Source organism: Mesorhizobium zhangyense, from assembly GCF_011045115.1.
Taxonomy (GTDB): domain Bacteria; phylum Pseudomonadota; class Alphaproteobacteria; order Rhizobiales; family Rhizobiaceae; genus Mesorhizobium_M; species Mesorhizobium_M zhangyense.
In genome coordinates, this window is sequence record NZ_JAAKZG010000004.1 from 236,973 (window position 1) to 249,800 (window position 12,828).

At 61.4% G+C, this 12,828-nt stretch carries 13 protein-coding genes; 10 read left to right on the forward strand and 3 right to left on the reverse strand.

Going from position 1 to position 12,828, the window contains the following annotated elements; translation table 11 throughout:
* Positions 1–25: 25 nt before the first annotated feature.
* Entirely contained in the window at positions 26–919 is an 894-nt protein-coding gene (locus G6N74_RS11025) for an alpha/beta hydrolase (protein WP_165117202.1), read from the forward strand.
* A 20-nt stretch (positions 920–939) separates the two neighbouring features.
* On the opposite strand, the gene G6N74_RS11030 is transcribed toward G6N74_RS11025, so the two are convergent.
* From G6N74_RS11030 to G6N74_RS11040, 3 genes are all read right to left on the reverse strand, one after another.
* Positions 940–2,016, reverse strand: a complete 1,077-nt coding sequence (locus tag G6N74_RS11030) for a M24 family metallopeptidase (protein ID WP_205826632.1) — start codon at positions 2,014–2,016, stop codon at positions 940–942.
* 84 nt (positions 2,017–2,100) lie between these two features.
* Positions 2,101–3,693: an ABC transporter substrate-binding protein gene (locus G6N74_RS11035; protein WP_165117829.1), complete on the reverse strand. Its 1,593-nt coding sequence runs from the start codon at positions 3,691–3,693 to the stop codon at positions 2,101–2,103.
* Positions 3,693–4,352 carry a helix-turn-helix domain-containing protein gene (locus tag G6N74_RS11040; RefSeq protein ID WP_165117206.1) on the reverse strand — a complete coding sequence of 220 codons (660 nt, stop codon included), beginning with the start codon at positions 4,350–4,352 and terminating at the stop codon, positions 3,693–3,695. Before G6N74_RS11040 ends, G6N74_RS11035 begins: the two co-directional genes overlap by 1 nt.
* A gap of 277 nt (positions 4,353–4,629) precedes the next feature.
* Here G6N74_RS11040 and G6N74_RS11045 point away from each other — a divergent pair, with 277 nt between their 5' ends.
* The 9 genes from G6N74_RS11045 to G6N74_RS11085 all read left to right on the forward strand — a co-directional run bounded on the left by G6N74_RS11045 (position 4,630) and on the right by G6N74_RS11085 (position 12,827).
* A complete protein-coding gene (locus tag G6N74_RS11045; RefSeq protein WP_246245744.1) occupies positions 4,630–5,634 on the forward strand; it encodes an ABC transporter permease in 1,005 nt (334 codons plus the stop codon).
* An 11-nt stretch (positions 5,635–5,645) separates the two neighbouring features.
* The gene (locus G6N74_RS11050; RefSeq protein ID WP_165117210.1) at positions 5,646–6,554 is read left to right on the forward strand and encodes an ABC transporter permease; all 909 of its coding nucleotides are present in this window, start codon (positions 5,646–5,648) and stop codon (positions 6,552–6,554) included.
* Positions 6,551–7,387 (forward strand): ABC transporter ATP-binding protein, encoded by an 837-nt coding sequence (locus G6N74_RS11055; protein WP_165117212.1) that lies wholly within the window; start codon positions 6,551–6,553, stop codon positions 7,385–7,387. The genes G6N74_RS11050 and G6N74_RS11055 overlap by 4 nt, the downstream gene beginning before the upstream one ends.
* Entirely contained in the window at positions 7,384–8,124 is a 741-nt protein-coding gene (locus G6N74_RS11060) for an ABC transporter ATP-binding protein (RefSeq protein ID WP_165117214.1), read from the forward strand. The genes G6N74_RS11055 and G6N74_RS11060 overlap by 4 nt, the downstream gene beginning before the upstream one ends.
* A gap of 27 nt (positions 8,125–8,151) precedes the next feature.
* Complete coding sequence (locus tag G6N74_RS11065) at positions 8,152–8,658, forward strand: GAF domain-containing protein (RefSeq protein WP_165117216.1); 507 nt, start codon at positions 8,152–8,154, stop codon at positions 8,656–8,658.
* A 223-nt stretch (positions 8,659–8,881) separates the two neighbouring features.
* Positions 8,882–9,835 (forward strand): aliphatic sulfonate ABC transporter substrate-binding protein, encoded by a 954-nt coding sequence (locus G6N74_RS11070; protein WP_165117218.1) that lies wholly within the window; start codon positions 8,882–8,884, stop codon positions 9,833–9,835.
* Positions 9,836–9,888: 53 nt separating this feature from the next.
* Positions 9,889–10,851, forward strand: coding sequence for an aliphatic sulfonate ABC transporter substrate-binding protein (locus tag G6N74_RS11075; protein WP_165117220.1), 963 nt, complete (start codon positions 9,889–9,891; stop codon positions 10,849–10,851).
* Positions 10,852–10,881: 30 nt separating this feature from the next.
* Entirely contained in the window at positions 10,882–12,051 is a 1,170-nt protein-coding gene (gene ssuD / locus G6N74_RS11080; protein ID WP_165117222.1) for an FMNH2-dependent alkanesulfonate monooxygenase, read from the forward strand.
* Complete coding sequence (locus G6N74_RS11085; RefSeq protein WP_165117224.1) at positions 12,048–12,827, forward strand: ABC transporter permease subunit; 780 nt, start codon at positions 12,048–12,050, stop codon at positions 12,825–12,827. Before ssuD ends, G6N74_RS11085 begins: the two co-directional genes overlap by 4 nt.
* Position 12,828 lies beyond the last annotated feature (1 nt).

Consider the following 12,828-nt stretch of genomic DNA (forward strand, 5'->3'; position numbering starts at 1 on the left):
ACCAAGCTTTGCCGAGAGACAATTCATGCCAGAGCGCGCCACCCCGAGACCTGCCCTTGTCGCCAACACGACCGTCCAGGATTTCGTTCCTGCCAATGGCGGCGAACCCTACCGCATCTTCACCTACATACCGGCAGCACCCGAGCCTGAAACCGGCTGGCCGGTGCTCTATATGACCGATGGCAACGCCGTGATCGCGACGGCGGTGGATGCAGTTCGGGCGCAGGCGAACTACCCGCTCGGCACGGGTATCCAAGAAGGCGTGATCGTGGCGATCGGCTATCCCGTCGAAGGCGCCTATGATCCGCTCCGGCGCTCTTGGGATCTCGGGCCACCGCCAGGGAAAACCTATCCGCCCTTCTACGAAAACACGCCCGACGTGCGCACAGGGGGTGCCGGGGAGTTTCTTGCCTTCATCGAAGACGAACTCAAGCCATGGATCGAGGGCCGCGTAAAAATCGACCGCAGCCGGCAGGCGTTTTATGGGCACTCTTTCGGCGGGCTCTTCGCGCTCTATGCGCTCTTCAACCGCCCCTTTGCCTTTCGGACATGGATTTCTGCGAGCCCAGCGATCTATTGGGAGGATCGCCTGATCGACCGCTCTCTCGAAGCCTTCGAAGCCAGTTTGCCTGAAGGTCTTGTGGCCGACGTGATCCTGTCGGCTGGCGAATACGAAACCGAAAAACTGGCTCCGTTCCAGATCGGAGCAGAGGATGAAGCCAAGCGGCTGGAACAAAAGAAGGTCACCCGCACCGACGAATTCGCAAAAGACATGGCGGAGCGTCTGAACCGTCTTTCACCGGACAAGCTGAAAGCCAGCTTCGAGCTGCATCCGGGCGAGAACCACATGTCAATGCTGCCGGTCACGGTCAATCGGGCGGTTCAGGCCGCTTTTGCCGTCAAGCGCGGCGGTTCCTGACCGCTGCGCAACCTGCTCGACTATTTCACGACGAAGGCGCTCCGCGGCAGTTCGGAAAGCACCTCTGCACGATTGCCGCGCACGATGACGATCTCTTCCAGCCGCAGGCCGAATTTGCCCTGCAGATAGATGCCCGGCTCGATCGAGAAGACGTTGCCCTCTTCAAGGATCGTCTCGGATGTACCCGTGATGTAGGGCGGCTCGTGAATATCGATGCCGAGGCCGTGACCGGTGCGATGCAGGAAGAACTCGCCGTAGCCGGCAGCGGTGATGACATCGCGAGCAGCCTTGTCGACTTCCTTGGCGGCAACGCCGGGCTTGGCCGCATCGACCGCCGCCTGCACGGCGCGCTCCAGCACACCATGGACTTCGTCGAAGCCTGCCGGCGTCTCGCCGAAAATACCGACGCGCGTCATGTCGCTGGGATAGCCATCCTTGCGACCACCGATGTCGATCAGCACGGCTTCGTTGCGCTTCAGCTTGCGGTCGCCGGTGTGGTGATGCGGGAAGGCTCCATTCTCGCCAAAGCAGACGCTGACGAATTCCGGCTTCGCACCATTGGCGATATAATAATCGCGGATGGCCTGCCCAACTTCCAGTTCGGTGATGCCTTCCTTGAGTGCGGCAAAGCCCGCCCGCATGGCGCCATCATTGAGCACGGCATTCATCTTGAGCAACGCGTATTCGGCATCGTCCTTGCGGGCGCGCAGATAGCCGACCGTATCGTTCAGGAAGCCGCGCTTCGCGCCCGGCAGCGCGTCGATCACCAGCAGCGTGAAATCGGCGCGCATGGTCTCGTCCAGCGCAATCTTCAGGCCGGGCCGGTCTGCACCGCTGTCGGTCAGTAGTTTTGCCAGTGCTGCATCGGGCCCGTCAGCGTCGGCCCATGTGTAGAAGGGCAGCTTGGTGAATGGCCGCTGGCTATCCGCATTGAGCGACGGCATCAGGAAGCCGGCATGATCTTTCGACACGATCAGCAACACCGGCCGCTCGTCGCCATGCGGCGACATGCCTGCCAGCCATACGAGATGCGAGGAAGGACCGACTACGACGAGATCGGTCCCGGTTGCCGTCATGCGCTCGCGCAGGCGAGCCATCCGCTGTTCATGCATATCTTTAAGTTCTTCTGTTGTTGAATGAGGAGGAGCCGCCAAGCGGCGGCTCCGAGGGATAAAAGCCAGCTATTTCTTGGTGACGAGACGGTAGTAGACGAAGTCGGATGTCGCGCCGTTGACATAGCCCTCGACATTCTTGGCCAGCGCGACCTGTGTCGCCGCCTGAAACATGATGACGATCGGCGAATTGGCCTGCACCTTCTTCTGCAGATCGACATACATTTCATTGCGCTTTGCAGGGTCGGCTTCGGCGCGTGCTGCTTTGGTCTCGGCGTTCAGCTCGGCCGGCACAGCCCAGCCGTTACGCCAGGTCGTGGTCGACTGGTAGTTGCCGTCCGAATTGTCCTCGTTATAGGCGAAGGCCTTGGCGTTGGAATCCGGGTCCATGAAGTCCGGGCCCCAGTAAAGCAGCATAGCCTCATGTGTGCGGGCGCGGTACTTGGTGATGACCTGCGAGCCCGTGCCGGGGATGATGTCGAAGTTGATGCCGGCCTCGGCAAAGCCTGCCTGCAACGACTGCGCCATGTCGGTGAACGGCGTCGAGTTGATGACGTCCAGCGTCACCTTCAGCGGCGTCTTCACGCCGGCATCGGCCAATATCTTCTTGGCCTTTTCGGGATCGTGGCTGTAGGGCGTTTCGTCCAGCGAACCCGGGAAGCCCGACGGCCAGAACGCCTGATGGATTTGCATCTGGCCCTTGAGGAAGCTGTCGGTCATGCCCTTGTAGTCGACGAGATAGCGCGCAGCTTCCCAGATCGCGGGGTTCGTGAGAGCTTCGTCCTTCTGGTTGAAGGAGAGAAAGTGCACGGCTGCCTGCGGATAGGTTTCGACCTTGACGGTATCCTTGCCGGCAAGCGTAGCGATCTGGTCCGGGGTCAGGTTCTTGGCCATATCGACGTCGCCGGACTCAAGCAGCAACTGCTGGGTGGCGGCCTCCGCAACGTGGCGAATGATGACCGTCTTCATCGCCGGCGCACCGCCAAAATAATCCGGATTAGCCGTGAGATTGATGATCTCTGCCGGGCGGAAAGCCTTCAGCACGAAGGGACCGGTCCCGGCCGAATTCGCCTTCAGCCAGGCATTGCCCATGTCGCCATTGGTCTCGTTGGCTTGCACGGTTACGGCATCGACCACTGAGCCCGGACGGGCGGCCAGCACGTTGAGCACGAAGGCGGAAGAGAAATCGCCATCATATTTGACGACAACCTTGTTGCCGTCGGCCTTGACCATTGTATCGATGTTTTCCGGCGTCCAGCCGAGCTGGCTCAGGATGAAGGCCGGCGCCTTGTTGAGCACAACGACACGCTTGAAGGAATAGACCACGTCTTCGGCGCGCAGCGGATTGCCTGAGGTGAACTTGACGCCGTCGCGCAAGGTGAAGGTAATGGTCTTGCTGGCGTCGTCGGCGGTCCATTCGGTGGCGAGACCCGGCGCCAGCGTCTTCACGTCCGGCGCATCATACTGCACCAGGCGATCATAGGTCTGGGTGACATATTCACCCGACGAGAATTCGTAGGCCTCGGCCGGATCGATGCTGACGATATCGTCGATATTCTGCGCCACCACCAGCGCGGTTTCCGGCGTCGCCGCGTAGGTTGCGCCCGCCGTGATCGGCAGCGCCAGCGCGGCCGCGAGCAACGCGGCCTTGAACAGCTTCATCATGGTCTCTCCTTAGTGAGCTTGGTTCCCGTTATTTTCTCGTCGGCCCTTGAACTGCGCAGGGCCGGGCGCTCGGCGCGCGATCTGAACATCGGCAAGGTGCCGGTCCAGAGCAGGCGCGCAGTTTCCTTCGTGTCATTCGACCAGGAATGCGGACGATTGCCGCGGAAATGCAGGCTGTCCCCAGCAGACAGGGCCATTTCCTCGCCATCGAGGCGCTGGGTGATCGAGCCTTCGAGAAGGTAGAGGATTTCCTCACCCTCATGGCTTACCGTCTCGGATTTATAGCCCGGCGGCACATGAAGGATGAAGGACGAAAGCACATTGCCGGTGAAATCGGCGGCGATGCGCTCATAGACGATCGAGGAGCCGTCGACGGAAAACCTGTTGCGTTCCCCGGCGCGGGTCAGTCCATCCTCCATGCTGGGCGTAGCAATGAAATAATCGACCCCGACATCGAGGCTGCGCGCGATCTGCGCGAGCGTGCCGAGAGACGGCGTGGCGTGGTCCCGCTCGACCTGGCTGAGATAGCCGACGGAGATGCCGGCGGCATCGCAAAGTTCCTGCAAGGTCATCTGCAATTGCCGTCGCCGGGCGCGGATGAGCGCGCCGACTTTCGGTTGTGCGGACGCCGCAGACTTGCCGGGTGCAGATGACACCGCGATTTTTCTCCCACCAAAATTTTTTTGATCTAAGCAAAATTCTCTGTATAGTCCAAGCGGAATTTTCGAGAACCCGCAGGCAAAGTAAATACCACTCTGCCGGATCGCGGGCACTTTGGTTTGCAATCGGGACAGTAGCGCGGATCAACTCGATCCGGCGCAATCAGTCGACAGCAATGGGATAACGCAGAGCGTGGCATTCGAACCGGATACCGCATCAATCGCCACAGCTTCCGGCAAGCCGAAAGCGTTCGGCAAAAATCCGGGCGTCCGCTTGCTGCTGGGGCTTGCAGGCTTCATCGTCACCGTCGCATTTACGTTTCTCGGCCTCCTTGCCATCACCTTCTTCATCGGCCGCGTGGTCCCGATCGATCCGGTTCTAGCTGTTGTCGGCGATCGCGCGCCGCGCGCTGTCTACGAGGCCGCACGCCTGCAGATGGGGCTCGACCAGCCGCTGGTGGTGCAGTTCTTCCACTACGTCGCCAATGTGCTGACCGGCGATCTCGGCACATCGGTTTCAACCGGCAAGCTTGTCGCCGACGATTTGAAGCGCGTCTTTCCCGCGACGCTGGAGATGGCGACGCTCGGCATCATCATCGGCGTGCTGCTCGGCGTGCCGATGGGTGTCTATGCCGCGAGCCGGCAAGGAAGTGCCGTCGACCAGATCATCCGCGTCGTCGGCCTGCTAGGCTATGCTATCCCCGCCTTCTGGCTCGGGCTGGTCGGCCTGGCGCTGTTCTATGCGCGGCTGAAATGGGTCGGCGGCCCCGGCCGGCTCGACATTTTCTATGACGGGCTGGTGCCGCCGGTGACCGGCCTGCTGCTCATCGACAGCCTGATCGCGGGTGAGACCGAAATCTTCTTCAACGCTATCTGGCATCTTGCCCTTCCGGCCTCAGTGCTCGGCTTCTTCAGCCTCGCCTATATCGCGCGCATGACCCGCTCCTTTATGCTCGACCAGCTGGCGCAGGAATATGTGACGACGGCGCGGGTGAAGGGCGTATCGGAACGGCTCGTCATCTGGCGTCATGCTTTTCGACCGATCCTCGTGCCGCTGATTACGGTGATTGGCCTGTCCTATGCCGGACTGCTCGAAGGTTCGGTGATGATCGAGACGATCTTCTCATGGCCGGGTATCGGCAACTATCTCACCACCGCCCTGCTCAACGCCGACATGAATGCGGTCCTCGGTGCCACCTTGGTCATCGGCGCGGTTTTCATCGGCATCAACAAGATTTCGGACGTGCTCTACCGCGTCCTCGATCCCCGCGCGCGCTAGAAGGCCCGGCAATGACCACTACCGTTCGCGCCTGGCTGATCGACGACAGCCCCTCGTCGCGCCTGCAGGCCCGGCTCGGCCGCGCCTGGCGCATCACCGGTGCCCTGTCCCGCAATCCGCTCGCGGTGGTGGGGGCTGCGATCATCCTCGTGCTGATTCTGACCGCGATCTTTGCGCCTTTCATCGCCACGCATGGCCCGCTCAAGCAGGATCTGACGCAGCGCCTGCTCGCACCGGGTGCAGCCAACTGGATGGGCACCGACGAACTCGGCCGCGATATCTGGTCGCGCGTCGTCTACGGTGCGCGCATCACGCTCGTCATCGTCGCCATGGTCGCCATACTCGCGGCTCCTGCCGGACTGATCATCGGGGCAGTAGCCGGCTATTTCGGTGGCTGGACAGACCGCATCCTGATGGGCATCACCGATGTCTTCCTGTCCATGCCCAAGCTCATCCTCGCGCTGGCGCTCGTTGCAGCGCTTGGGCCCGGCATCGAAAACGCCATCATCGCCATCGCCATCACTTCGTGGCCCGGCTACGCCCGCATCGCGCGTGCCGAGACGCTGACCTTCAAGAACTCCGAATTCATCGCAGCCATAAGATTGCAGGGCGCGTCGGCCATGAGGGTCATCCTCGGCCATGTGCTGCCGCTCTGCACCTCCTCGATGATCGTGCGCGTCACGCTCGACATGGCCGGCATCATCCTGACAGCCGCCGGCCTCGGCTTCATCGGCCTCGGCGCGCAGCCGCCTTTGCCCGAATGGGGCGCGATGATCGCGCGCGGGCGCTCCTTCATTCTCGACCAGTGGTGGGTCGCCACCATGCCGGGTTTTGCCATCATCATCGTCAGCCTCGGCTTCTGTTTCCTCGGCGACGGGTTGCGCGATGTTCTCGACCCCAAGAGCGGAGAGCAGCATTGAATACGCCGCTTCTTGAAGTTGACAACCTGCGCGTCACCTTCCCAACGCCGCGCGGAGACATCGACGTCGTGCGCAGCGTTTCCTTCACGCTCGGCCGCGAGCGGCTGGGCATCGTCGGGGAAAGCGGTTCCGGCAAGTCGATGACCGGCCGTTCGATCCTGAAGCTCATCCGCGCGCCCGGGACCGTCAGCGCCGACAGGCTCGCATTCGACGGCATCGATCTGCTTGCCCAATCGGAAAAGCAGATGCGCGCTATTCGTGGCGCGCGCATTTCCATGGTTATGCAGGACCCGAAATTCTCGCTCAACCCGGTCATGACCATCGGCGAACAGATCGCCGAGGCGCTACTGACCCACCAGCGACTGCCGCGCCGCGAGGTCGGCCAGCGCGTGAAAGCCATGCTGGAATCGGTGCGCATCGACGATCCCGAACGCGTTGCGAAGCTCTATCCGCACGAGGTTTCCGGCGGCATGGGCCAGCGCGTCATGATTGCCATGATGCTGATCCCCGAGCCCGATCTGCTGATCGCCGACGAGCCGACCTCGGCGCTCGACGTTTCCGTGCAGGCGCAGGTGCTCGACATCATCGACGAACTGGTGAAGCGCAAGGGCATGGGGCTGATCTTCATCAGCCACGACCTCAACCTCGTCTCCAGCTATTGCGACCGCATCCTGGTAATGAACACCGGCCGCGTGGTCGAGGAATGCGAGGCCGGCGAATTGCGCAACGCCACGCATCCCTATACGCGCGGACTGCTCGCCGCTATCCCCCGCCTTGACGAAACACGCGACGAGCTGCCCGTGCTCGACCGCAGCGCATGGGCCAATTCATGACCGCGCTTTCCCTGAACAACCTCGACATCTCCTATGGTGAGACGCCCATCACACATGGCGTCAGCCTCGACATTGCGGAAGGCGAGAGCTTTGCGCTGGTCGGCGAAAGCGGCTCGGGCAAGTCGACGATCTTGAAAGCAATTGCTGGACTTGCACCCGAATGGACAGGCTCGATCACCGCTTTCGGCAAGTCGCGCAGCCATGGCATCGACCGGCATTTCGCGCGTCTCTGCCAGATGGTGTTCCAGGATCCCTATGGCTCGCTGCATCCGCGCAAGACGATCGATGCGACGCTGAGCGAACCGCTTACCATCCACGGCATCGGCAGCCAGAACGAACGCGTCGAAGCGGTCATGGCCTCGGTCGGGCTCGACCGGAAATTCCGTTTCCGCTTTCCGCACCAGCTTTCCGGTGGCCAGCGCCAGCGCGTGGCGATCGCACGCGCCCTCATGCTGGAACCGAAGATCCTGCTGCTCGACGAGCCCACTTCGGCGCTCGACGTTTCGGTGCAGGCCGAAATCCTGAACCTGCTCAAGCGCCTGCGCCGCGAGCAGAACCTCACCTTCCTGATGGTGACCCACAATCTACCTGTGGTCTCGTTCCTCTGCGACCGGCTGGCCGTGATGCGCCAGGGCCGGATCGTCGAGATCGCCGATGTCGCCGACCTCAAGCAGGGCGCACTTAGGGAAGCCTATTCGCGTGAGCTGATGGAAATCAGTGCCACCCACGCCGCCTGACCCCTCCCCAACTGCAAGGACTTTGACATGACGAACGAAGAAATCATGGCGGCGCTCGCCGAATTCGACGCGGCTATCGCCGGCGGTAAGGGAGCGAATGCGCCATGGCTGGCGCTTCAGGCATTGTCGCGGAAGATCGTCGGCGCCAAGCTCTTCACCGTCATGACTGTGGACATGAAGAACGAGTTGGCGCGCCGCGCCTACACGTCGGACCCGAAGAGCTATCCCGCCTCGGGCACCAAGCCAGTCCAGTACAATCGCTGGTTCAATGTCGTCCACAAGGCGCGCGAAACCTTCGTCGCCAACACCATCGCCGACATCGCGACGGTTTTTCCCGATCACGAGACCATCTGGTCGCTGGGCTGCGGATCGGTCATCAACATGCCGGTGGTGATTGCCGGCGAACTGCTCGGCACGGTCAATTGTCTCGATGTCGAACACCACTACACGCCCGAGCGCCTCGAACGCTCCAGGCTCCTGGCCACTCCCGCCAAGCTTGCGTTCTTGGCAGCAGCCCGCGCCAGCGCGGCCTGATCGCTGTCGCGAGGTCGGAAAACTATCCTTCCGGGAGCCTCTTTCCGGAAGGTTTCTACCAGATTGCGCGCGTTTGAAGCCCTTTTCGGAAAGGGGTTTCGCATTCCGCTTCATTTTTGAAATAATTTAACTCTATAGATTTTCTAGAATACTTAGCATGACCTCTCCTCCTGCGTGACGGGAGCCGGAACGCGCCTGGAAAAGGCGATATCGAGAGGGGTTCATGATGGCCATCACAAGACGTCTATTCGGCGCGGCACTCCTTGCCGCAAGTGCGTTCGCCGCATTCGGCGCATCGGCTGCCGAGCTGAAAGAACTCAAGATCGGCTATCAGAAGACCGGCCTGCCGGTGATCGCGCGGCAGCAAGGCCTCATCGAAAAGGCGCTGGAGTCCAAGGGCATCAGCGTTTCGTGGGTCGAATTCACCGCTGGGCCGCCGCTTGTCGAAGCGCTCAATGTCGGCTCAATCAATGTCGGCTGGGTTGGCGACGCGCCGCCGATCTTCGGCCAATCGGCAGGCTCTGCGATCGTCTACGCCGCCGCTTTGCCCTCCAATGGCAAGGGTGAGGCGATTTTCGTCAAACCGGATTCGCCGGTCCAGTCGATCGCCGACCTGAAAGGCAAGAAAGTCGGTGTCGGCAAAGGCACCAGCGCGCATAATCTGCTTGTTGCGGCCCTTGAAAAGGCCGGCGTCGCCTTTTCCGATATTCAGCCGGTCTATCTGAGCCCAGCCGATGCGGCGGCAGCCTTCGCCAGCGACAAGATCGACGCATGGTCCGTCTGGGATCCATTCTTCGCCATCGCCGAAACCCGCTACCAGCCTCGCATCCTGGCGCGGTCGAGCGACGTGCTCAACGTGAACACCTATTTCATCGCCAACAAGACTTTCGCCGACGAGCATCCTGATGTCGTCACGTCGACGATCAGCGCGCTCGAAGTGGCCGCCAAATGGGCCGCCGGCAATCGCGACAAGGTGGCAGCCGCACTCCATGAAGTGACCGGTGTGCCGCTGGATGCCCAGACGCTTGCTGCAAACCGAAGCGAATTTGGCATCTTTCCGCTGAGCGACCAGATCATCGCCAATCAGCAGGCGACGGCCGATCGCTTCTTCAAACTCGGCCTCATACCGAATGCGATCAAGATCAGCGACGCGGTCTGGACGCCGCCGGCGAACTGAGGCGTCGAGCAGCAGCTTCGTCAATCAATTTGGACCTTCAAGAGGACAGTCAGATGCTCAAACGACGTCATTTCCTGTCAGGCCTGATGGGTGCTGCCTTGCTCACCGGAGCGCTCTCGCTCGGCAATGCTCGCGCCGAAGACGCCCCCGGCGAATTCAGGATCGGTTACCAGAAAAGCAGCAGCCTGCTCGTGGTCGCGCGCCAGAAACAGGTGTTCGAACAGCGGCTGAAGTCGCTTGGCGTCGATAGTGTGCGCTGGGTGGAGTTCCAGTTCGGGCCGCCGCTGCTGGAAGCACTTGGCGCCGGAGCCATTGATTTCGGTGTAACCGGCGATACGCCGCCAATTCTGGCCCAATCGGCCGGAGCCGGACTCGTCTATGCGGCAAGCTCGCCCGCCGTTCAAAATGCGATCCTTGTCCCGAAGGACTCGCCAATAAAATCGGTGGCAGATCTCAAGGGCAAGAAGGTTGCCTTCGGCAAGGGATCGAGCTCGCATAATTTCACCGTTCAGGCGCTGAAGAAAGGCGGGCTCGCCTATTCCGACATCGTACCCGCATTCCTGAGCCCTGCCGACGCGGTCGCAGCGTTCACGACCGGCAGCGTCGATGCGTGGGCGGTGTGGGATCCATATTTCGCCATCGCCGAGATCAAGCACAATGCGCACGCGCTCGTCACGACTGCGGACGGACTGGACAGCAACTCTTTCTATCTCGCCAACAAGGATTTTGCCGAGCGCCATCCCAATGTGCTGAAGGCAGCAGTCGAGGAATTGTCAGGCGTCGCCAAATGGGCGTCCGAAAATCGCCACGAGTTGGCGAAAATATCGGCTGAAGCGACAGGCATAGAGCTTGCCGCCCAGAAAGCTGCCACCGATCGCTACAAGATAGAGGTTCGTGCCCTGTCCGATGAAGTGATTGCCCAACAGCAATCGATCGCCGACACGTTCTACGACCTCAAGCTGATCCCGAACGCGATCAAGGTTCGGGATATCGTTTGGTCCGCCCCGTCAAACTGACTGCGATGCCTATAGCGAGGAGATCAACCGATGACCGTCAATCCGATCATTTCCGAAAAGCCGTTTGATTTCTTCTGGTTCATTCCAACGCATGGCGACGGAAGTTACCTCGGTTCCGAGCAGCAGCAGCGGCCGCCGGAATTCGGGTATTTCAAGGAGATCGCGCAAGCGGTGGACCGCCTCGGCTTCCCCGGCGTGTTGCTGCCCACAGGCCAGAGCTGCGAGGATTCCTGGATAACCGCGACTGGCCTCGCCGCCCATACCGAGCGGCTGAAATATCTGGTCGCGCTGCGTCCGGGCGTGGTCTCGCCCGTCTTCGCCGCGCGCCAGACGGCAGCGCTGGACCGTCTCAGCAATGGGCGTTTGCTCCTCAACGTCGTGGTCGGCGGCAATCCGACCGAACTGGCCGGCGACGGCGTCTTCCTGCCGCATGACGAGCGCTATGCGCAGGCGGATGAATTCCTGAAGATATGGCGTGCTCTGGTCTCCGGCGAGCAGGTCAATTTCGATGGCAAATATTATCGCGTCGAGAACGGCCGCCTCGACCTCCTGCCGGTTCAAGAGCGGCCGCCGCTCTATTTCGGCGGCTCTTCCGACGCCGGTCAGGATCTGGCAGCCGAACAGGTCGATATGTATCTGACCTGGGGCGAACCGCCGGCGCTTGTCGCGGAAAAGATCGCAAGCGCGCGTCGCAAGGCAGCGCTGAAAGGGCGCAAGCTTCGTTTCGGCATCCGTCTGCATTTCATTGTCCGTGAAACCGAGGAAGAGGCGTGGGCGGCGGCCGATCGCCTGATCAGCCGCATTACCGATGCTCAGATCGAGAACGCGCAGGCGAGGTTCCTGAAGGAAATGGACTCCGTCGGGCAGCGGCGCATGGCCGAACTGCATGGTGGCAGGCGCGACCGCCTGCTTGTCGGCCCAAATCTCTGGGCAGGCGTCGGGCTCGTGCGCGGTGGCGCCGGCACGGCACTCGTCGGTACGCCCGATCAGGTTGCCGACCGCATCCGCGAATACCAGGATATCGGTATCGATACGGTCATCGGCTCCGGCTATCCGCATCTCGAGGAGGCCTATCGCGTCGCCGAACTGCTGTTCCCGAAATTCGGCATCGGTTCTCGCCGCATCAAGCCACGGGAAGACATCGCCAACGAGTTTTCGGTCGGCTTCCACGGCGCGGAACGCCTGCAGGCCTCCTCATGAGAAAGACACTCGCCAATATCGGCCACGAAAGCGCCGGCTGGATTCTGCCCGCAGTCATTCTGGTGGTCTGGGAACTGGCTTCGCGGGCGGGGCTCATCGCAACCAATGTCCTGCCAGCACCCAGCGCGGTAGCAGAAGCCTTCTGGCGGTTGCTCAAATCGGGAGAGCTTCTCGAAAATATCTGGGTTAGCACTGCTCGAGCCCTGAGTGGCTTTGTCGTCGGCGGTGCGATCGGCTTTGCGCTCGGGCTTGCCAACGGTCTTTCAGCACTCAGCCGCGGGCTGACCGACACGACGCTGCAGATGATCCGCAACATACCGCATCTGGCGCTGATCCCGCTGGTAATCCTGTGGTTCGGCATCGACGAGGAGGCAAAGCTGTTTCTCGTCGCCCTCGGCGTCTTCTTCCCAATCTATGTAAACACGCTGCTCGGCATCCAGACCGTCGATCCGCAGCTTGTCGAAATGGGCCGCATCTATGGCATGTCGCGCACGCAGCTTTTCCTGCGTGTCATCCTGCCGGGAGCGCTACCGGCGATCTTTGTCGGATTGCGCTATGCGCTCGGCATCATGTGGCTGACGCTGATCGTGGCGGAAACGATCTCGGCCTCGTCCGGTCTTGGCTACATGGCCATGCAGGCGCGTGAATTCCTGCTGATCGATGTCGTCGTGCTTTCGATCCTGATCTACGCCCTTCTCGGCAAGCTCGCGGACAGTCTTGCACGCTTGCTGGAACGGCTTTCACTGCAATGGCATCCCGCCTTCCAGAGAGCGTGAG

Excerpts from the sequence above, each read along its gene's own strand:
- G6N74_RS11060 (WP_165117214.1), top strand. The coding sequence starts at position 7,384 with ATGACCGCGCTTTCCCTGAACAACCTCGACATCTCCTATGGTGAGACG.
- G6N74_RS11050 (WP_165117210.1), top strand. The coding sequence starts at position 5,646 with ATGACCACTACCGTTCGCGCCTGGCTGATCGACGACAGCCCCTCGTCG.
- G6N74_RS11035 (WP_165117829.1), bottom strand. The coding sequence starts at position 3,693 with ATGAAGCTGTTCAAGGCCGCGTTGCTCGCGGCCGCGCTGGCGCTGCCG.
- G6N74_RS11070 (WP_165117218.1), top strand. The coding sequence starts at position 8,882 with ATGATGGCCATCACAAGACGTCTATTCGGCGCGGCACTCCTTGCCGCA.
- G6N74_RS11025 (WP_165117202.1), top strand. The coding sequence starts at position 26 with ATGCCAGAGCGCGCCACCCCGAGACCTGCCCTTGTCGCCAACACGACC.
- G6N74_RS11085 (WP_165117224.1), top strand. The coding sequence starts at position 12,048 with ATGAGAAAGACACTCGCCAATATCGGCCACGAAAGCGCCGGCTGGATT.
- G6N74_RS11075 (WP_165117220.1), top strand. The coding sequence starts at position 9,889 with ATGCTCAAACGACGTCATTTCCTGTCAGGCCTGATGGGTGCTGCCTTG.
- G6N74_RS11030 (WP_205826632.1), bottom strand. The coding sequence starts at position 2,016 with ATGGCTCGCCTGCGCGAGCGCATGACGGCAACCGGGACCGATCTCGTC.
- ssuD (WP_165117222.1), top strand. The coding sequence starts at position 10,882 with ATGACCGTCAATCCGATCATTTCCGAAAAGCCGTTTGATTTCTTCTGG.
- G6N74_RS11065 (WP_165117216.1), top strand. The coding sequence starts at position 8,152 with ATGACGAACGAAGAAATCATGGCGGCGCTCGCCGAATTCGACGCGGCT.